This is a genomic window from Petralouisia muris (genome assembly GCF_004793545.1).
GTDB lineage: Bacteria > Bacillota > Clostridia > Lachnospirales > Lachnospiraceae > Petralouisia > Petralouisia muris.
Window position 1 is genome coordinate 24662 of sequence record NZ_SRYA01000007.1, and the last position, 20981, is coordinate 45642.

18 protein-coding genes and 1 pseudogene are annotated in these 20981 nt (G+C 45.4%); 18 read left to right on the forward strand and 1 reads right to left on the reverse strand.

Going from position 1 to position 20981, the window contains the following annotated elements:
- Nucleotides 1-37 precede the first annotated feature (37 nt).
- The 5 genes and pseudogenes from E5329_RS04560 to trpS all read left to right on the forward strand — a co-directional run bounded on the left by E5329_RS04560 (nucleotide 38) and on the right by trpS (nucleotide 7475).
- Nucleotides 38-2935 carry a transglutaminase domain-containing protein gene (locus E5329_RS04560; protein WP_168356518.1) on the forward strand — a complete coding sequence of 966 codons (2898 nt, stop codon included), beginning with the start codon at nucleotides 38-40 and terminating at the stop codon, nucleotides 2933-2935.
- Between the two features lie 64 nt (nucleotides 2936-2999).
- Nucleotides 3000-5603 carry a transglutaminase domain-containing protein gene (locus E5329_RS04565; RefSeq protein WP_168356519.1) on the forward strand — a complete coding sequence of 868 codons (2604 nt, stop codon included), beginning with the start codon at nucleotides 3000-3002 and terminating at the stop codon, nucleotides 5601-5603.
- Between the two features lie 227 nt (nucleotides 5604-5830).
- Nucleotides 5831-6097, forward strand: a complete 267-nt coding sequence (locus E5329_RS04570; RefSeq protein WP_135988418.1) for a type II toxin-antitoxin system RelB/DinJ family antitoxin — start codon at nucleotides 5831-5833, stop codon at nucleotides 6095-6097.
- A pseudogene (locus tag E5329_RS04575) lies at nucleotides 6090-6368 on the forward strand (type II toxin-antitoxin system YafQ family toxin). Before E5329_RS04570 ends, E5329_RS04575 begins: the two are co-directional and overlap by 8 nt.
- 24 nt (nucleotides 6369-6392) lie before the next feature.
- Nucleotides 6393-7475, forward strand: a complete 1083-nt coding sequence (gene trpS, locus E5329_RS04580) for a tryptophan--tRNA ligase (RefSeq protein WP_135988419.1) — start codon at nucleotides 6393-6395, stop codon at nucleotides 7473-7475.
- Nucleotides 7476-7584: 109 nt separating this feature from the next.
- Here the strand turns inward: trpS and E5329_RS04585 are convergent, their stop codons facing one another.
- Nucleotides 7585-7884: a YciI family protein gene (locus E5329_RS04585; protein ID WP_135988420.1), complete on the reverse strand. Its 300-nt coding sequence runs from the start codon at nucleotides 7882-7884 to the stop codon at nucleotides 7585-7587.
- Between the two features lie 256 nt (nucleotides 7885-8140).
- On the opposite strand from E5329_RS04585, the gene E5329_RS32790 reads away from it, so the two are divergent.
- From E5329_RS32790 to rpsA, 13 genes are all read left to right on the forward strand, one after another.
- Nucleotides 8141-8470: a WYL domain-containing protein gene (locus E5329_RS32790; protein ID WP_456320025.1), complete on the forward strand. Its 330-nt coding sequence runs from the start codon at nucleotides 8141-8143 to the stop codon at nucleotides 8468-8470.
- A gap of 42 nt (nucleotides 8471-8512) precedes the next feature.
- On the forward strand, nucleotides 8513-8668 hold the full coding sequence (locus E5329_RS32795; protein ID WP_456320026.1) for a WCX domain-containing protein: 156 nt from the start codon (nucleotides 8513-8515) through the stop codon (nucleotides 8666-8668).
- 103 nt (nucleotides 8669-8771) lie between these two features.
- Nucleotides 8772-10112 carry a D-alanyl-D-alanine carboxypeptidase family protein gene (locus E5329_RS04595; RefSeq protein WP_135988421.1) on the forward strand — a complete coding sequence of 447 codons (1341 nt, stop codon included), beginning with the start codon at nucleotides 8772-8774 and terminating at the stop codon, nucleotides 10110-10112.
- Between the two features lie 280 nt (nucleotides 10113-10392).
- Nucleotides 10393-11826 (forward strand): acyl-CoA carboxylase subunit beta, encoded by a 1434-nt coding sequence (locus E5329_RS04600; RefSeq protein WP_135988422.1) that lies wholly within the window; start codon nucleotides 10393-10395, stop codon nucleotides 11824-11826.
- A gap of 13 nt (nucleotides 11827-11839) precedes the next feature.
- Nucleotides 11840-12556 carry an OadG family protein gene (locus E5329_RS04605; protein ID WP_135988423.1) on the forward strand — a complete coding sequence of 239 codons (717 nt, stop codon included), beginning with the start codon at nucleotides 11840-11842 and terminating at the stop codon, nucleotides 12554-12556.
- 24 nt (nucleotides 12557-12580) lie between these two features.
- Entirely contained in the window at nucleotides 12581-12961 is a 381-nt protein-coding gene (locus E5329_RS04610) for a biotin/lipoyl-containing protein (protein WP_135988424.1), read from the forward strand.
- A gap of 17 nt (nucleotides 12962-12978) precedes the next feature.
- Nucleotides 12979-14127 carry a sodium ion-translocating decarboxylase subunit beta gene (locus tag E5329_RS04615; RefSeq protein ID WP_135988425.1) on the forward strand — a complete coding sequence of 383 codons (1149 nt, stop codon included), beginning with the start codon at nucleotides 12979-12981 and terminating at the stop codon, nucleotides 14125-14127.
- Between the two features lie 173 nt (nucleotides 14128-14300).
- A complete protein-coding gene (locus E5329_RS04620) occupies nucleotides 14301-15716 on the forward strand; it encodes an oxaloacetate decarboxylase subunit alpha (protein WP_135988426.1) in 1416 nt (471 codons plus the stop codon).
- 155 nt (nucleotides 15717-15871) lie between these two features.
- A complete protein-coding gene (locus E5329_RS04625) occupies nucleotides 15872-16879 on the forward strand; it encodes a MurR/RpiR family transcriptional regulator (protein WP_135988427.1) in 1008 nt (335 codons plus the stop codon).
- A gap of 17 nt (nucleotides 16880-16896) precedes the next feature.
- On the forward strand, nucleotides 16897-18240 hold the full coding sequence (locus E5329_RS04630) for a BaiN/RdsA family NAD(P)/FAD-dependent oxidoreductase (RefSeq protein ID WP_135988428.1): 1344 nt from the start codon (nucleotides 16897-16899) through the stop codon (nucleotides 18238-18240).
- 14 nt (nucleotides 18241-18254) lie between these two features.
- Nucleotides 18255-18920 carry a (d)CMP kinase gene (gene cmk / locus E5329_RS04635; RefSeq protein WP_135988429.1) on the forward strand — a complete coding sequence of 222 codons (666 nt, stop codon included), beginning with the start codon at nucleotides 18255-18257 and terminating at the stop codon, nucleotides 18918-18920.
- A gap of 114 nt (nucleotides 18921-19034) precedes the next feature.
- A complete protein-coding gene (gene ispH, locus E5329_RS04640; RefSeq protein ID WP_135988430.1) occupies nucleotides 19035-19892 on the forward strand; it encodes a 4-hydroxy-3-methylbut-2-enyl diphosphate reductase in 858 nt (285 codons plus the stop codon).
- A complete protein-coding gene (rpsA, locus tag E5329_RS04645) occupies nucleotides 19873-20970 on the forward strand; it encodes a 30S ribosomal protein S1 (RefSeq protein ID WP_135988431.1) in 1098 nt (365 codons plus the stop codon). The genes ispH and rpsA overlap by 20 nt, the downstream gene beginning before the upstream one ends.
- The last annotated feature ends 11 nt before the right edge of the window (nucleotides 20971-20981 follow it).

The following is a 20981-nucleotide window of genomic DNA, read 5'->3' on the forward strand; positions in this document are numbered from 1 at the left end:
TTTCAGGACGCAGTTTATCCTGCAGGGAGGGAAAGGTATGAAAGGAAAATATTTTTTGATTCTCTGTTTACTGCTGTTTTTGTGTGGCGGTACGGTATCGGCCAGCTCTGGCGGGGGAACCGATTCTTTGCGGATCACAGATGAGAACCGCTTTGATCCAGAATTTTACCGGCAGCCAGAGGCGCGCTATGCGTCACAGGGAGGGGAAGGAAGGTCTGCCAGGGCGGGCCTGGATTTTGAAACGTACATCATAGAGCAGTTGCAGCAATTTGCCACTACCATTGATGTAAGCGGTTATGGGATTTCCAATGGGAAAGCAGGGAGCGCTTATTTCCAGATTTTAAACAGCCATCCGGAATTGTTTTATGTGGAGGGTTCTGTGAATTGGAGATATAATTCCAGCGGCATGGTAACTCAATATTACAATATCAAATACCGTGACGCCCAGGCAAATATCCAGCGTCAGCAAAAGGAGCTGGAAGCGGCGGCGAATGAGGCCCTTACCTGGGTGGATGATTCTATGAGCGATATGGAAAAAGCGTTGGTCATTCACGATTATCTGGTTCTGAACTGCGAGTATGACCAGGAACGCCTGCAAAACGGCACAGTTCCGGCCTATTCTCATTCTGCTTATGGAGCGTTGGTAAGCAGGCTGGCAGTCTGCGACGGGTATTCTCACGCCTATTCTTATATTTTGGAGAAGCTGGGGATCCCCTGTGAGCTGGTGACCAGCGACAGCATGAATCATGCCTGGAATATGGTTTCTATTGGCGGAGACTGGTATCATGTGGACGTCACCTGGGATGATCCCATTTGGGACTGTATTGGACGTGTGCTGCACAGTTATTTTCTTTTGAGCGATCAGGTGATTTCTGACAGCGGCCATAAACATGCAAATTGGAGCGCAGGCCATACGGCGGTGTCCGATACTTATAAGCAGGCATTTTGGACAGGAATCCAGTCAGCCTTCTGCTATTGGAGAGGAAACTGGTATTACGCCAGATACAACGGAACCAGCCGTACCGGCGACGTGCTGAAAAAGCAGGAGCTTTTGGGCAGCGGAGAAGAAACTGTCTGTTCAGAAAGCAATCTGTGGGGGAGTTACGGTGGAAATTATATGTATCTGGATTTTGATGCAGGGAGGAATGCCATTTATTTTAACAGCGGAACTTCCATTTTCCGGTTGGAGGACGAGAAATGGGCAGAAATGGTATATGAGCCGGAATTGTCCGCCAATCAGTATATTTTTGGATTTACCATAAAAGAAGATCAGCTCTGTTACTGGCTTTCGAATTCCCCCAATGTGTCGCGTAAGCAAAGTTTACGCACTCATCCGGTGCCGGAACAGGCCCTGTCTCAGATTACAGGCATTTCGGCAGAAAATCTGACGGCCGTTTATGATGGCAAATGGAAGCTGATTCAGGTGAAGGGCACAAAAAACGGAGATTATGTTACATATGCCGGAGAAAACGGCATGTTTGGAGCAGAGCAGCCAGAGATGAAAGATGCCGGCGTCTATCAGGTTTCCTATAAAGTGGAACGAAGCGGATGCCAGCCTTTTCAGGGTCAGGCTCAGATTGTGATTGAAAAGGCAGAGCCGATTTATGCCGTTCCCGAAGGGCTGCAGATTGTAAAGGGCCAGGCATTGGGAGAAGTGAAGCTGCCGGAGCGGTTTTTTTGGGAGACGGATACCGCAAAGAAATGGCGGACAGAGGGAGAGGTTATCTGTTATGTCCTTTATTCACCGGAGGATTCCCGGAACTATAAGACGGTTTCCCATATTCCGGTGAAAGTAACGGTGGTGAAAGAGGAAGGGCCGGATACTCCTTCAGAGGGGGATAAAGAGGAAGAGCCGGACGTTCCGCCAGAAGGAGAAAGACCAGGAGAGGAAAAACCAAAAGAACCGGATGAACCGTCGGGAGGAGAGGGAACGCCGGGACAACCGGATCATTCTCCAGAGGAAGAGAATCCTGATACTCCGCCGGGAGAAGAGCAGCCGAGCATTCCTTCGGAAGTAAATCCGGAGGACACGGAAAAAGAAGTGCCCTCTTTTACTCCTCCAAAGGGACTGTCCGGGCACAGCGGCAAAATGTTAAGCTCGGTAAAGCTGCCGGCAGGATTTGTCTGGCAGACCTCAGAAAGCACACGTTTGTGGAGAGAAGGAAGCTACACCTATTATGTGAAATACGTTCCCGAGGATACGAAGAAATATGTGTCCGTTTCCAATATTCCGGTAAAAGTGCAGGTCATCTGTCCGGAGCACCGTTACATTTCAGAAGTAACCAGGGCGGCTACCAGAACCAGAAAGGGTCAGGAGACATTTACCTGTGAAATCTGCGGAAATGCGTATACCAGAGAAATCAGTCTGGAGCTGCCAAAGAAGCCGGAACCGGTTTCCGGCTTAAAGGTAACCAAAGTCAGCGCCAATTCCCTGCAATTTTCCTGGAAAAAGACAGAGGGCGTGAAATACCGCGCGGTGCTTTATCAGAAAAATGCAGTGGTTGCAACGGGATATACCGATAAAAATGTTTACGCCTTCAGCAAATTACAATCGGCTGCAGATTATCAAATGAAGGTAACTGCGTACCGGGAAATTGACGGCGGAAAATATTATGCAGATCAGGAAGCTTCCGTGAAGGCCTCCACAGCGCTGGGAAAGGTAAAATTAGTCTCTGTGAAAGGCCAGGGAACCGGCAAAGTGAAAATCACCTGGAAAAAAGTTTCCGGAGCCGGCGGCTATGAGATCTTTATGAAAACTGGAACAGGCAGTTATAAGAAAATAAAATCCATTGCCAAAGGAAAAACCGTCGCTTTTACTAAATCCGGACTGAAAAAAGGGAAGAATTACAGTTTTAGGATTCGTGCATACAAGAAATCAGGAGGAAAGAAGGCGTACGGAGCTTACAGCAATGTGAAAACCTGGAAGAGAAAATGACAGAGAGCTGGAGCGTAGTTCTTGTGCGCTCCAGGAACATATGGCAGAGAAAAGGAGCAGATTTATGAAGAAAAGAGTATTATTTCCCATTTTATTGTTGCTTTGCCTTTTTGGAAGCACTGCATACGCCAGTCCGGTGGAACAGGAGCAGCAGGAAACTTTTACGGTAACCGAGGAGAACCGTTATAATCCGGCGTATTATCAGGAGCCGGAAGAGAGGTATCCGTCATTGGATGCCGGGATGGGACGTACGGCCCAGGCGTCGCTGGAAGAATATGTGGTAAACGCATTGGAAGAGTTCCAGACAACCATTGATGTGTCGGCGTATCATATTCCCAAAGAGGAGGCTGGAGATGTATTTCTTCAGATTTTGAATGATCATCCCTCTCTGTTTTTTGTGAATGGGCATATTGTATGGAACAGCAATGCAACTACTGGCATGGCAATGACTTACAATGTGGAATACACAGACACGGAAGAGAATATCCGGGTACAGAAGGAGGATTTTGACAGGGCGGTTAGTCTGGCGTTGGCATGGACGGATCCTGCTATGAGCGATTTGGAGAAGGCGCTGGCCGTGCATGACTATCTTGTATTAAATTGTGAATATGATTACGAAAGGCTGACTAGCACAGGCACAGTGCCTGACGTTTCCCATACTGCCTATGGTGCGCTGATAGAGAATATAGCCGTTTGTGACGGATATGCTAAGGCTTATGCCGCCATTCTGGAAAAACTTGGGATTTCCAGTAAAATAGTAGCCAGCGACAGTATGAATCATGCCTGGAATCTGGTTTCTGTTGACGGGAATTGGTATCATGTGGACGCCACCTGGGATGATCCCGCCTGGGACAGCATTGGGCGGGCAAAGCATTCTTATTTTATGTTAAGCGATACGGCAATTTCGGATGCGAACCATGAACATGAAGGCTGGGTAAGTGAATATACGGCAGGTTCCAGCAGCTATGATAATGCGTTCTGGTCCGAGATTGATTCTGCATTCTGCTATCAGCAGGGGAATTGGTATTATTCAAAATATAATGCGGGCTCCAGCACGAATCTGATGAAAAAGCCGGAACTTCTGGGGACAGAGGAAGCTGTGGTTTATACAGAAAACGGAACGTGGAATAATTATCTTATGAGCGGTATGTATCTGGATCTGGAACCTGCAAAGGATGAAATTTACTTTAATACCAGAACCGACATACGCAAAATAGAGGCGGACGGGACAATTACCACAGTGTATCAGCCGGAACTTCCGGCGGGGCAGTTGACTTTTGGATTTACAGTAAGAGGTTCCAGTTTGTGTTATGCGCTTCAGGCAAATCCAAATCTGAATGGGAAACAGGAGATTCAGACATATGACATAACAGAGGGAACTTCACTTCAGACAATTACGGGAATTACCGCAGAGGAGATAGATACTGTATATGATGGAGATGCAAAACAAATAACAGTTGCAGGAACTATAGAAGGAGACATAGTAACATATAAATTTAAAGGAAAATATGAGCAGCAACAGCCGGAGCTGAAGAATGCCGGAATATATCAGATATTGTATCGAGTGGCGCGTGAAGGTTATGAAAATTATTTTGGAATAGTTAAAGTGACGATCCGAAAGGCAAAAACAGAGACGCCGGATCTTTCGGTGATGGCTGATTTGAAAGGATACAGCGGCAATCTGTTAAGTCAAATTGAATTGCCGGAAGGATTTTCCTGGGAAAATGGAACTGTCAAATTAAAGGAAGTAGGAGAACAAACTTTTTATGTTTCGTATGTGCCGGGCGATCCCCAGAATTATGAGACAGTTTCTCATATTGCAGTAGAAGTGACAGTGGCTTGTCCAGGTCATAATTATACAGAGAACGTGATAAAGGAACCTACCACCACGCAGCAGGGACAGTCAATTCTTACTTGTAGTTTGTGCGGACATACAGAGAATAAAACGCTTCCTAAATTAGAATCGGATGGCACAGGAACTGGTGGAAATACTGGGGGCTCTGGAAGCAGTGGAAATACTGGAGGCTCTGGAAGCAGTGGAAATACTGGAGATTCCGGAGGCGGTGGAAGTAACGGAGGAACTGGAGACTCAGGAGACACAGGAACTCCCCAGAACCCAGAAAAAGTTTCCAGCCTGAAAGTAACCAAGGCAAACGCCAATTCCTTACAGTTTTCCTGGGGAACCGTAAAAGGAGCCAGTTACCGTTTGGTGCTTTACAAGGGAAGCAAAGCTGTTTCCACTGTATATACCAAAAATAACTCTTATACCTGCAAGAAGCTTAAAGCGGCCACAGCATACACCGTAAAAGTAACCTCATATGTGGAAAATAACGGAACCAAACTTTATGCTTCCTCGCAAACAACCTTAAAAGCGGCTACGGCGCCGGGAAAAGTAAAGTTAAGTTCTGTGAAGAAAACAGGAAGCAGCAAGGTAAAAATTGCCTGGAAGAAGACCACAGGAGCCGATGGTTATGAAGTTTTCATGCGCACCGGAAAAGGAAGCTATAAGAAAATCAAGACTATCACCAAGGGAAAGACAATTTCATGTACAAAATCAGGGCTGAAAAAGGGAAAGAGCTACAGTTTCCGCATTCGTGCCTATAAGAAATCAGCCGCCGGGAAAGCATACGGAAGCTACAGCATTGTGAAAACGCTGAAAATGAAATAAGTAATATGAAAACAAAAAGCGGAGCAGGAAATAAATTTTTGTTCCGTTTTTTGTTTTCTGCCGGGTACGTGCAATGGTTTTGGAGCAGCTGCTTTTGAAGCTTGGGAGAAGCATGTTGACAGAAGAGAAAAGTATGATTAGAATAAGATGGAAGGAAAATATTGCTTTTGTTCCTATTTGAGTATAGCTGCGGCAGTGATAGAGGGAAGAAGGAGATGGATTAATTTATGAAAAATGTAGATGTGGTTTTTCATGTAGATGAAGAGTTGAAAATGCAAGCAGATTCGCTTTTTGCTGATTTGGGAATGAGTTTGTCAACAGCCTTTAACATCTTTTTAAGACAGTCGGTAAGAGAGCAGAGAATGCCTTTTGTGATTAGCCGAAATGTCCCTAATACGGTAACGCAGGCTGCTATGGAGTCGGCTGAGAATAATGAAGATATGTATGGGCCTTATGATAGCGTTGAGGCAATGATGGAGGCATTGAATGCTTAGGCTGGAATTTACAGGACAATTTAAAAAGGATTACAAATTAGCTGTGAAACGTGGGTGCAGCCCTGATAAACTGCAGGAAATAGTCAGTCTTCTAATGAATGAACAGCCGTTGCCGGAACGGTGCAGAGACCATGCCCTGACTTAGTCTCGAAAATACAAAAATATGAGAGAATGCCATATTGAACCGGATTGGCTCTTGGTGTACAAAGTTGAGCAGGAAATGCTGATATTGAAATTGATTCGAACAGGAAGCCACAGTGATTTATTTTAATTACAAATAGTGAGGAATAGAATTATGAGCAAAATTATTTTAACAGGCGACAGGCCAACCGGAAAACTCCATGTGGGACATTATGTAGGTTCCCTGCGGCGCAGAGTAGAACTGCAGAATTCCGGAGAATATGACAAATTATTTATTATGATAGCAGATGCACAGGCATTGACAGACAATGCGGATAATCCGGAAAAAGTCCGTCAGAATGTGGTGGAAGTGGCATTGGATTATATGGCCTGCGGGCTGGACCCGGAGAAATCAACACTGTTTATCCAGTCCCAGATTCCCCAGTTATGTGAACTATCTTTTTACTATATGAATCTGGTTACCGTATCAAGATTACAGCGAAACCCTACGGTAAAAGCGGAGATTCAGATGCGCAATTTTGAAGCCAGCATTCCCGTTGGATTTTTTACTTATCCCATCAGCCAGGCAGCAGATATTACGGCGTTTAAAGCAACGACGGTTCCGGTAGGAGAGGATCAGATGCCTATGATTGAACAGACCAGGGAAATTGTGCACAAGTTTAATACAGTATATGGAGAAACTTTGGTGGAACCTAAAGTGCTGCTGCCGGAAAACCAGGCATGCATGCGGCTTCCAGGCACAGACGGAAAAGCAAAGATGAGCAAGTCTCTGGGAAACTGCATTTACCTGTCAGAAGAGCCGGATGAAATTAAGAAAAAAGTCATGAGCATGTTCACAGACCCCAATCATCTCAAAGTAGAAGATCCCGGTTCACTGGAAGGCAATACGGTATTCACCTACCTGGATGCTTTCTGCCGGGATGAGCATTTTGAACGGTATCTGCCGGATTATGCTAATCTGGATGAATTGAAGGCACATTATCAGCGGGGCGGCCTGGGTGATGTGAAGGTGAAAAAGTTCTTAAATAACGTATTGCAGGAGGTATTAGAACCAATTCGCAGCCGAAGGAAGGAGCTGCAGAAGGATATCCCTTATATTTATGAAGTGCTGAAAAAGGGAAGCGAGGAAGCCGAGAAAACAGCAGCCAGGACCCTGGATGAAGTGCGTTCTGCCATGAGAATCAATTATTTTGCAGATACAGAATTAATCCGGGAGCAGTCGGAGAAATTTAAATGAAAGATAGAGAGGAAAAAGGATTGTAATATCCTTTTTCCTTATTACATTACAGGGATTCAATAGATATATGAGGACAGCAAAGGAACTTGGGGGGAGGGGAAAATTGAAATTACAGCAGGTAATTATTTTCCCGATTTGCAATCTGCAAACCAACTAATTGATAGGATGCATATCCTCCCATAACCAGCGGCTCCGCATTGCAAATCTCTTCCGCTTCTTCCCGGCTTTCTGTTTTTAGGATATACATTCCTGCCATTCCTGGGTAACCTTTAAAGACGCCGCAGATTTCCAACTTTCCCTCATCGTCCAATTTTCTTATGTTCTCAACGTGTTCCGTGACTATCTGTTTTGTCATCTTCTGATAGGTTTTGCTTTTTTTAATCATCATCATGTACATTAACTTTTCCATATGATATTCTCCTTTCCATTATGGTGTCATATTGCATTTGGAATATAGATAGTTTATCATAGAATAGTGACAAAAGTTGTCACTATTCGGAAAGGAGTTTATAAATGTCAAAAGCAGAACGGCTTATTGAAATGATGATAACAATAAATGCAAAAAAGGATTTTACAGCCGACGAATTAGCAAATGAATTTTCCGTATCAAAAAAGTAGTGTTTTGGATTCCAGACAGGCATTGCGATTCACCATTACTTAAATCAATGTTTCTTGTTGTCATAAACCATCATGCCGCAACCATACGGTATTCGTCAACATATTCTGAAAGTATGCGTACAATTATACCAATCGGCTTATATGCTATGAATGGACTTTGGTATTGCCCTGCTTATTGTACAACAGCAAAACAAATCAGAGTATTCCGGGTTGACCGTATCAAAGAAATCATAGAAGAAAAACCCTATCCAAAAGGGAAATATCCGATTCCTGCGTCTATTCAAGAATATCTTGAAAAAACAGAGGTTAAAAATGACTGCCGCATGAAAATCCAACTGACGGACATAGGAGTTAAACGCTGTGAAAGTGAATGTTAACTGGCAAGTGGATTAAAAATATTTTCAACAGGCGGTGGGATTATTGACATGGAAATAAATCATTCTGCTTTAGAGTGGGTTGCCGATTATATCTTGCCGTTTGGGAACAATGCCACTGTATTAGAACCAGCGGAACTAATAGAGATAATACAACAAAAAATATACGAATTACATCAGCATTATTGTAAACCGAAATAATATAAAACTGTTCAGAATTACATAGGCGCTCAGGAGTCTATGTCCGGCTTTTTTTTCATATAATAAATGGAAAAATACAAACCCAACAGGGAAGAATATGAAAATGGAACAATTAAACAGCAAAAACAAAGCAAAATTTTCCAAAGTCAGGCAATCTCTGAGATTTCCAATTACGAAATTCCGAAAAAAGAAAAAATACGCTTCCGCTCTTTTTGGCCTTGTTTTGTCTGCTGCGCTGATCGTAAGCGGCGGCTTAGATGCTTTTGCAGAAAACGCTCCATCGCAGGCACAGGAATCACAGCAGGAACAGCCCGATTTCAGTCTTTATGCCAGATCCGCCGTTTTGATGGATGCAGAAAACGGCAGGGTGCTCTATGAAAAAAATGGTTATGAGCATATGCCAAATGCCAGCACCACCAAAATTATGACATGCATTCTGGCATTGGAACAGGGAGATTTGGAAAGCGAGGTAAATGTCAGCAGTTATGCCGCCTCTATGCCTCAGGTACGTCTTGGAATGAGCAAGGGTGACAGCTTTTTGCTGAAAGACTTATTGCACTCTCTGATGTTGGAATCCCATAATGATTCTGCCGTGGCGATTGCAGAGCATATCGGCGGTTCCGTGGAGGAATTTGCAGATAAAATGAACCAAAAGGCCAAAGAATTGGGCTGCAAAGACACTTATTTTATCACGCCCAACGGACTGGACGCCAGCGATGATAAGGGAGTGCACGGAACTACGGCAGAAGATCTGGCAATCATTATGAGTTATTGCATCCAAAATGAAAAATTTCTGGAAATTACCCGTACCCCTAGCTATCAGTTTACGAATCTGGCCGGAACAAAACACTATAACTGCAATAACCACAATGCATTTTTGCAGATGATGGAAGGGGCGCTGTCTGGCAAAACAGGATTTACCGGCAATGCAGGCTACTGCTATGTGGGGGCGCTGCGCCGGGACGACCGCACGTTTATTGTGGCACTGTTAGCCTGTGGCTGGCCGAACAACAAAACCTATAAATGGTCAGATACACGCGCTCTTATGAATTACGGGCTGGAGAATTACTATTGCGAGGATGTATACGAATACGACAGAGAATTTGCTCCTGTGAAAGTGGAAGGGGCGGAGCCGGAAAATGGAAGGCTCTATCAGGAAGTGACAGTTCCGTTGAAAATCAAAGAAGAAAGAATCCGGGTGCTGAAGCGTACAGATGAAGAGATACGGACCATTTATGAGATTCCCCAGAGTGTGCAGGCTCCAGTAAAGGAGGGGCAGCAGCTTGGCAGGGCCACTTACTATCTGGGAGAACGACAGATAGCGGAAATCCCTGTTTATGCCGCGAAAGCCGCCAAAAAGCTGAAGCCCTCCTGGTACAAAGAATATATTCTGAAACTGTTTTTCATGGAAAAAGAGCTGTATTTTGAACAGCCAGAGACTTAGCTTCCATTCTCAGCCTTCCGTTTGCAAAGATGTTTTTGCCGCTGAGTTGACAGAACTGAGAGTTAGCCGTAAGATTCAGCTTTCCGTTTGCCGTAACCGGAGAAGTAAAACTTCTGCAAAGACATATTTTACTAAAATATTCATGAGAAATCAAAAAATAGTGAAATTTTTAACAAATTTATGAGAAATATCTATTGAAAAGTTCCGTCAAAAGAGATACAATTACAATCGGAAGAAAATTTCGAAAAATTTAATAAAATACATATGGAGGTTTAAGCAAATGAGTAATTCTACCAACTCAGCAAGACAGAGAATTTCCGGTCTGCTTGATCAGCAGAGCTTTATGGAAATCGGAGCTCTGGTAACTGCAAGAAACACAGATTTTGATTTAAGTCAGTCTGAAACTCCATCCGATGGAGTCATCACCGGATACGGTTTGATTGACGGGAATCTGGTGTATGTGTACAGCCAGGATGCTTCCGTGTTAAACGGAACCATCGGTGAAATGCACAGCAAGAAAATTGCCGCAATCTATGAGATGGCAGTGAAGATGGGAGCGCCGGTGATAGGGCTGATTGACTGCGCAGGAATGCGTTTGCAGGAATCCGTTGACGCGTTGAACGGATTCGGTGAGATTTATGCAGCGCAGGCCAAGGCAAGCGGGGTAGTTCCTCAGATTTGCGCAGTATTCGGTTCCTGCGGCGGCGGTTTGGCGGTAGTTCCGGCTTTAAGCGATTTTGCATTTGTGGAGAAGGAGCATGGAAGAGTATTTGTAAATTCTCCCAATGCCATTAAGGGCAATCATGTATCCAAGTGCGATACTGCAAGCGCAGAATATCAGGGAAGCAATAACGGATACATTGACGGCACGGGAACCACGGAAGAGATTCTGGCTGCAATCCGTGAGCTGGTATGCCTGCTGCCGGGCAATAATGCAGAATGCGGAAGAGAAGATGAATGCACCGACGATTTGAACCGGGTATGTGAGAATCTTTCCGGATGCAGAGAAGACGCCCGTCTGACCCTGACACATATTTCAGACAGCAATGTATTTATTGAAACAAAGAAAAACTATGCCAGAAACATGGTAACAGGCTTTATTAAATTAAATGGCAGAACCATCGGCGCAGTTGCCAATGCTTCCGCAGTTTATGATGAAAACGGGGAGAAGGCGGAGAGCTTCGACAAAGCCCTCACTGCAAGAGGATGCAATAAAGCGGCGGAATTTATCAGCTTCTGCGACGCCTTTGACATTCCGGTGCTGTCTTTAACCAATGTGGAGGGCTTTGCGGCAACCGAGTGCTCTGAGAAGAATCTTGCCAAAGCCATGGCCCGGATGACGGCAGCCTTTGCAGGGGCAACCGTTCCGAAGGTAAATATTATTATTGGAAATGCTTACGGCAGCGCTTATGTGATGATGAACAGTAAGTCCATCGGGGCAGATTTGGTTTATGCATGGGAAGGAAGCAAGGTAGGCATGATGGACGCAGGGCTGGCTGCAAAGATTATGTATGACGGCAAGCCTGCAGATGTAATCGCAGAGAAGAAGAAAGCATACGAAGAACTTCAGTCTTCCGTAGAGACAGCAGCAAGACGGGGACAGGTTGATCTGATTATTGCGCCGGATGATACCAGAAAATATGCAGCAGCAGCATTTGAGATGCTCTATACCAAAGGAACAGGTGAACCGGTTAGAAAACATGTAGCAAAATAGAAAGGTGAAGTTTATGAAAAAGAAAATATTGCTGATTCTGAGTATGTGTCTCATCGTACTTGGTTTAGCAGCATGCGGAGAAGCGGATCCTACCACAGTTGATTATAATGGCCTTACCTATGATCAGTTAAAAGGTGCATGTGAGAATACCGTGAATATTCTGCAGAATATGTCGGAATCAGAGAAGGCAGCTTATCTGGCGTCCGGAGAAGAGACGTTAGAGCATCTGGTCAGCCGTTGGGAGGAAGCAATGGAGGATGTCGGAGAATTTGTGGAACTGGGAGAATTTACCATTACCAAATCCGGCAAGACCTTAACCTGTGAACAGAGAATTATATATGAGAACCGTCCGGTTATTCTGACTTATGTATATAAGTACCATAATATGGAACTGGAAGACATCACCGTAGATCAGGTACAGACCCTTGGAGAGAAGATGACCAATGCGGCGTTGAATACCCTGATGGGAATGGGTGTGGTGTTTACCGTTTTAATTTTAATCAGTTTGATTATCAGCTGTTTCAAATTCCTTTCCCGCTTTGAGAAAGGAAAAGAAGAAGCCAAGCCTGCAGTAAAAGAACCTGTAGCTCCCGTTCCGCCGGCAGTGGAAGAGGCAATCGCAGCGCAGGATGATTTGGAACTGGCAGCTGTAATTGCAGCGGCAATCGCAGCATCTACCGGAACTTCTACAGATGACTTTGTAGTGCGTTCCATCAAAAGAAGATATTAATTGTAAATTCAGGAGGAAACGAAAATGAAAAATTATACAATTACCGTTAATGGAAACGTTTATGATGTTACTGTAGAAGAAAATGGCGCAGGCGTTGCAGCGCCGGCAGCAGCACCAAGAAGAGCAGCGGCGCCAGCAGCAGCGTCGGCGGCACCGGCAGCTCCCGCACCAGCAGCAGGCGGAGCAGGAAATGTGAAGATTGAAGCCGGGGCAGCAGGAAAGGTATTCAGCATTGACAGTAAGCCGGGAGATGCAGTAAAACGCGGCGATACCATTCTGGTACTGGAAGTTATGAAGATGGAAACGCCTGTAGTTGCACCGGAAGACGGAACTGTGGCAAGTATTGATGTGACTGTCGGACAGGCGGTAGAAGCAGGCGCATTGCTGGCAACTTTAAACAATTAATTATTTGGAGGTAAAATATGAGTTACGTAGGAGAAACTTTATCAAACCTCCTGCACCAGACAGCATTCTTCAATCTGACCTGGGGAAATTATGTCATGATACTGGTGGCATTTGTATTCCTTTTCCTTGCAATTAAAAAGGGATTCGAGCCTCTGTTACTGGTTCCGATTGCGTTTGGTATGTTACTGGTAAATATTTATCCGGATATTATTGCTTCACCGGAAGAAACCAGCAATGGCGTAGGTGGTTTACTTTATTATTTCTATTCCCTGGATGAATGGTCCATTCTCCCATCCCTGATTTTCATGGGAGTAGGGGCGATGACGGATTTCGGTCCCCTGATTGCCAATCCCATCAGCTTTTTGCTGGGTGCGGCAGCTCAGTTTGGTATTTTTGGCGCATATTTCATGGCAATTCTGTTAGGATTTAATGACAAGGCAGCGGCGGCTGTATCCATTATCGGAGGCGCAGACGGCCCGACCTCTATTTTCCTTGCAGGAAAATTAGGCCAGACAGGGCTAATGGGACCCATTGCAGTGGCGGCTTATTCCTATATGGCGTTAGTGCCCATTATTCAGCCGCCGATTATGAAGCTGTTTACCACCAAAGCGGAACGCGCCATTAAGATGCAGAACTTAAGGCCTGTATCTAAATTAGAGAAGATTCTGTTTCCGATTGTGGTTACCACAGTGGTATGTATTATTCTGCCTACCACAGCGCCCTTGGTTGGTATGCTGATGCTTGGAAATCTGTTCCGTGAATCCGGCGTGGTTCGTCAGCTTTCAGAGACAGCATCCAATGCGATGATGTACATCGTGGTTATTTTGCTGGGAACATCTGTAGGCGCAACCACCAGTGCAGAGGCGTTTTTGAACATAACTACTTTGAAGATTGTTGCTCTTGGCCTGATTGCATTTATGTTCGGTACAGCGGCAGGCGTTCTGTTTGGAAAAGCATTGTGCAAGCTTACGGGAGGAAAGATTAATCCGTTGATTGGTTCCGCCGGAGTGTCTGCAGTGCCTATGGCTGCCCGTGTGTCTCAGAAGGTAGGCGCAGAGGAAGATCCTACCAACTTCCTGCTGATGCACGCAATGGGACCGAATGTTGCCGGAGTAATCGGAACTGCAGTAGCGGCCGGAGTATTTATGGCAATCTTTGGTATTTAAGAAGAATTTTGGACATATGACAGGGGCTGTTTAGAGCTGAGCCTGCATTTCCATGGGAAGGATGTAAGGAAGCTTCGCGGCAAACAGGCAGACGAACCATTGCCAGGGGATGTTTTAAGCAGTCCAGTTAGAAATTTTAGAAGCCGCCAGGCGGCAGAATGAGAGGATAAGTCATGGCTGAGAATAAGAAATCGGTTAAGATTACAGAAACCGTATTACGAGATGCACATCAGTCTCTGATTGCCACCCGTATGACAACAGAACAGATGCTGCCGATTATTGATAAAATGGATCAAGTAGGCTATCACGCAGTAGAGTGCTGGGGCGGAGCTACCTTTGACGCATCCCTGCGTTTCCTGAAGGAAGATCCCTGGGATCGCCTGAGGAAATTAAAAGCCGGATTTAAGAATACAAAATTACAGATGTTGTTCCGCGGACAGAATATTCTGGGCTACCGTCCTTATGCAGATGATGTGGTGGAATATTTTGTGCAGAAATCCATTGCAAACGGAATTGACATCATCCGTATCTTTGACTGTCTGAATGACTTGCGGAATCTGCAGACGGCAGTTACCGCAACCAATAAAGAAAAAGGGCATGCACAGGTTGCCCTTTCCTATACGTTAGGAGACGCCTATACCCTGGAATACTGGACGGAAATGGCTAAGAAGATTGAAGAGATGGGAGCAAATTCCATCTGTATCAAGGATATGGCAGGTCTTTTGACTCCTTATAAGGCGGAAGAATTGGTGAAATCATTGAAATCTGCCACCAGCCTTCCCATTGAGCTCCATACCCACTATACTTCCGGCGTTGCATCCATGACTTACATGAAAGCAGTGGAAGCAGGCTGTGATATTATCGACACGGCAATGTCTCCCTTTGCGCTGGGCACCAGCCAGCCGGCAACAGAGGTTATGGCAGAAGCCTTTAAGGGAACAGAGATGGACCCGGGCTTTGACCAGATGCTGTTAAAAGAAATTGCAGATTATTTCCGTCCGATGCGAGAGGAAGCGTTAAAGAGCGGATTGATGAATCCCAAGGTGCTGGGCGTGGATATTCAGACCTTGCTGTACCAGGTGCCGGGCGGTATGCTCAGCAACATGGTATCCCAGCTGAAAGAGCAGAATGCAGAAGACAAGTATATGGAAGTGCTGGAGGAAATCCCGCGGGTAAGAAAAGACCTGGGCGAGCCGCCTCTGGTTACCCCTTCTTCCCAGATTGTAGGTACGCAGGCAGTATTTAACGTATTGATGGGAGAACGCTATAAGGTTGCCACTAAGGAGACCAAGGACGTATTGCTTGGAAAATACGGCCAGACCGTGAAGCCTTTTAATCCGGAAGTCATTGACAAGGTATTGGGTGAGGATAAGAAGAATGCCATTACCTGCCGTTATGCGGACCTGTTAGAGCCGGAGCTTCATAAGATTGAAGAAGAGATGAAGCAGTGGAAGCAGCAGGATGAGGATGTGCTTTCCTATGCATTGTTCCCGCAGGTTGCAACTGAATTCTTTAAATACAGAGAGGCGCAGCAGACCAAAGTAGATGCCACTGTTGCAGACACAAAGAACGGAGCGTATCCGGTATAAAACGTAGTTTGCAGCAGGGAACGGAATGACCGATATAATAATATAAGAGGCGCGGCTGCTGATAGGTAAAAGCGGCTGCATATCATAGAATTCCTCCTGCCGGCATAAGCGCGCAGGAGGAATTTTCGAAATTTTTGAATCATGAGGGTAAGAAGATGGGCAGCACAGGCGGGTTATTGAACCGGATCAATGAACGGTATGGAAGCCTGAGCAAAGGACAGAGGCTTCTGGCTGCTTACATTACAGATAATTATGACAAAGCGGTTTTTCTCACTGCCGCAAGGCTTGGACAGACGGTAGGCGTCAGTGAGTCTACGGTGGTCCGCTTTGCCGCACATTTGGGATACAAAGGATATCCGGAATTTCAGCGGGCGTTGGAGGAACTGGTGCGCAGCAAGCTTCACGCGGCGCATCGGATGGAAGATACCTATGGAAGAATTGCCCAGTCTGAGATTTTGGAAACGGTGTTGAAATCAGATATGGAGCGAATTAGGCATACTCTGGAGCACATTGATGAGCAGGCATTTGAGCAGGCTGTGGAGATGATTTTAAAGGCCAGGCATATCTATGTGCTGGGAGTGAGAAGCTGCAGCGCTTTGGCAGAATTTCTGGTTTTTTATCTGAACCTCATGTTTGACAATGTACGGCTGATACATACCAGCAGTTCCAGCGAATTGTTAGAACAGATGGTGCGTATCAGCAAAGAAGACGTGATGATTGGAATCAGCTTTCCCAGATATTCTCTGCGGACGTTAAAGGCAATGGAGCTTGCCAACAGCAGAAGCGCCGGCGTAATTACGCTGACGGACAGCGTGCATTCTCCCATGAACCTCTATTCCTCCTGCAATCTGATTGCAAAAAGCGATATGTCCTCTATCGTGGATTCCTTAGTGGCGCCTTTAAGCCTGATAAATGCGCTGATTATGGCAGTCTGTATGAGACGGCAGAAAGACGTGGTGGAAAATCTGGAATTGTTGGAGCAGGTCTGGGAAGACTATCAGGTATACGGAAATGACGAGATTGATTATATTGACGATTCCGTGAAACTCCGATATGCCGGAGAGAAAAATCGGGCATATGGAAATGACGAAATTGATACGATGGATGATTCCGTGAAATTCAGGTATGCCGGAAGAGATAATCAGGCATGCGAAAATAATTGAGAAAGTACAGGGCGCATATGAGTAAAGTAATTGTAATTGGCGGCGGGGCGGCAGGCATGATGGCGGCAGTCTGGGCAGCCAGGGGAGGGCATAGGGTTCTGCTGTTGGAAAAGAATGAAAAGCTTGGAAAGAAAATTTATATTACCGGAAAGGGCAGATGCAATCTGACAAATGCCTGTGAAACAGAAGCGTTATTCAAACAGGTGCTGCGGGGCAGCAAATTTCTCTACAGCTCATTTTACAGCTTTACCAATCAGCAGGTGATTGAATTCTTTGAGTCTTACGGGCTTGCCACGAAAACAGAGCGGGGAGAGCGGGTATTTCCCCAGTCAGATCACTCTTCCGATGTGATACGGACTCTCCAGCAGATATTAAAAAAAGAAAAGGTGGAAGTGCGCCTGAATACCCAGGTGAAAGAAATTACGGCATGTTTGAAAAAAAACGAAGAAAAGGCGCTGGATGATCCAGAAAACGGCAGTCAGGCAGAATTTCCGGAAAACACCAAAAGGGCAGGAAAAACAGGAGCAAAAGAGTGGAAATTGCGCAAGTTCCAAGTTTCAGGAGTCAGGCTTGAAGATGGAACTTTACTGGAAGCAGACGCAGTGATTATTGCCACCGGAGGCTGTTCCTATGTTTCCACAGGCTCCACCGGCGACGGCTACCGTTTTGCCGAAAAGTTGGGACATACTGTGACAGAACTTAAGCCATCACTGGTGCCGTTTGAGGCGGCGGAACCCTGGATCAAAGATCTGCAGGGGCTGTCTCTTCGGAATATCAAGGTGCGCATTCGGAAAGAGAAAAAAGTCTTATATGAAGAGTTTGGGGAAATGCTGTTTACCCACTATGGAGTCAGCGGCCCGCTGATTTTGAGCGCCAGCGGCATTGTGAATGATTATATGGACAGGATGCCTTTATCTATGGAAATTGACTTGAAGCCGGCATTGACAAAGGAGCAGTTGGACAGGCGGATTCTGCGGGATTTTGAAGAGAATCAGAATCGGCAGTTTAAAAATGCGGTGGGGAAGCTGTTTCCGGCAAAATTAATCCCGGTAATTCTCAGGTTAAGCGGGATTCATCCCGATAAAAAGGTAAATGAAATCACCAGAGGGGAACGTATAGAATTTGCGGAATTGATTAAGGCATTTCCGGTGACGCTGACCCGGTTTCGGGATTTCAATGAAGCGATTATTACCAGAGGCGGCATTTCCCTGAAAGAGGTCAACCCCTCTACCATGGAATCGAAACTGGCCCAGGGCTTGTACTTTGCCGGAGAAGTGCTGGATCTGGATGCGCTGACTGGCGGATTCAATCTGCAGATTGCCTGGTCCACCGGATATCTGGCAGGAAGCAGTATCATTTGAAAATGGAGGAAATTATGGCATTTAATATCGCAATTGACGGCCCCGCCGGGGCGGGTAAAAGCACAATTGCCAAAAAGGCGGCAGAGGCATTATCTTATATTTATGTGGATACCGGGGCTATGTACCGGGCCATGGCATTGTATTTTCTGAGGAAAGGCATTGCAGCGGATGACGAAGCGTCTGTCAACGCTGCCTGTGAGGAAATTACGGTTTCAATTTCCATGGAAAACGGAGAACAGCAGGTATTTTTAAACGGGGAAAATGTTAACGGTTTGATTCGCACCGAAGAAGTGGGAAAGATGACTTCCGCCACCAGTATTTACCGGAAGGTTCGGGAAAAACTGACAGATCTTCAGCGTTCGATGGCCCAGACTACGGATTTGATTATGGACGGCAGAGATATCGGGACAAGCGTGCTGCCAAAGGCCCAGGTAAAAATTTATCTGACGGCCAGCGTGGAAACCAGGGGAAAACGCAGGTTCCTGGAATTACAGGAAAAAGGCATAGACTGCAGTCTGGAAACCATCTGCGCGGATATAGCAAAACGGGATGAACAGGATATGAACCGGGAGATTTCCCCGCTGCGCCAGGCAGAGGATGCTGTGCTGATAGACAGCTCTGATATGAGCATTCAGGAAGTAACGGAGAAGATTCTGAAACTGGTCCGGGAGAGAAGATAGAAGGCATGCTGCCGGGTTGGATCCGGAAGAAAATAGAAGTCGGGTCGCCGGGCCGCTTTATAAGAGAATAAATGGCTCAAGGAAAAGGGCAGAGCTGTGAAAGGAAATAGCAGTATGGAAGTAATTCTCGCAAAAAGCGCCGGGTTCTGTTTCGGTGTGAAACGCGCGGTGGATACGGTATATGAGCAGGCAAAGAAAAGTAGCGGCAGAATCTATACCTACGGTCCGATAATACACAATGAAGAAGTGGTAAATGATCTGGAACAGAAAGGTGTTTGGGTGGTGGAAACGCCTGAGGAGCTTCGGGAATGCAGGGACGGAACTGTGATTATCCGTTCTCACGGAGTGGAAAAAGAAATTTATGATCTGCTGGAACAGGAAGGGATTTCCTATGTGGACGCTACATGCCCCTTTGTGCGGAAGATACACCGGATTGTGGAGCAGAACAGCAAAGAAGGATGCCATATAGTAATTATTGGCAGCGGCAGCCATCCGGAAGTGGAGGGAATCAAAGGCTGGAGCAGCGATGCAGCGGAGACTACGGTGATTTTTACAAAGGAGGAAGCGGAAAAATTTACCCTGAAAGAGAAAAAAAGGGTGTGTATTGTGTCTCAAACGACATTTAACAACAAGAAATTTAAAGAACTAGTTGAAATTATTCAAAAAAAAGGTTATGATATAATTGTTTTAAATACGATTTGCAATGCCACCCAGGAGCGGCAGGCAGAGGCGAAAGAAATTTCCCGGAATGTAGATGCCATGATTGTGGTGGGAGGGAAGAACAGTTCCAATACGCAAAAACTATTTGAAATATGTAAAAAAGAATGTGAAAATACTTGCTATATACAGACACTGGAAGATTTGGATTTGTCTAAATTACGGTCCATTAATAGCGTAGGTATTACCGCAGGGGCTTCTACCCCAAACAAAATTATTGAGGAGGTTCAAAAAAATGTCAGAAATGAGTTTTGAACAAATGCTGGAAGAATCATTTAAAACAATAAGGAATGGAGAGGTAGTCGAAGGTACCGTTATTGATGTGAAACCAGACGAGATCATCTTAAATATTGGTTACAAATCCGATGGAATTATTACCCGTAATGAGTATACAAACGAATCGAATGTTGACTTGACTACCGTTGTATCCGTGGGTGATACCATGGAAGCCAAGGTTTTGAAAGTAAATGATGGTGAGGGTCAGGTTATGCTGACCTACAAACGGCTTGCTGCTGAAAAGGGAAGCAAACGTCTGGAAGAGGCATTTAATGCACAGGAAGTGCTGACTGCAAAGGTAGCGCAGGTGTTAGACGGCGGCCTTGGCGTTGTGATTGATGAAGCAAGAATCTTTATTCCTGCAAGCTTGGTGTCCGATACATATGAGAAGGATCTGGGCAAATACAAAGATCAGGAAATCGAATTCGTGATTACAGAATTCAATCCCCGCAGAAGAAGAATTATCGGAGACAGAAAGCAATTGCTTCTCGCTAAAAAAGCAGAACTGCAGAAGGCCCTCTTTGAGAGAATCAATGTAGGAGACGTTCTGGAAGGAACCGTTAAGAATGTGACAGATTTCGGTGCATTTATTGATTTAGGCGGGGCTGACGGCCTGCTGCATATTTCTGAGATGTCCTGGGGAAGAGTGGAGAATCCAAGGAAGGTATTTAAAGTAGGCGATGTTGCGAGAGTATTCATCAAAGATATCAATGAGAATAAGATAGCATTGAGTATGAAATTTGAAGACGAGAATCCATGGAAAGATGCGTCATCCAAATATGCTGTGGGCAATATTGTAACAGGCGTGGTTGCCAGAATGACAGATTTCGGAGCATTTGTGGAACTGGCTCCCGGCGTTGACGCATTGCTGCACGTTTCTCAGATTTCCAGGGAGCATGTGGAGAAACCTTCCGATGTCCTGAACATCGGACAGGAAATCGAAGCTAAGATTGTAGATTTCAATGAAGAAGATAAGAAAATCAGCCTGAGCATCAAGGCGCTGCTGTCTTCCACAGAAGAAGTGCAGGAAGATGCAGAAGAATCTGTAGAAGAATAGGGGAATCTGGC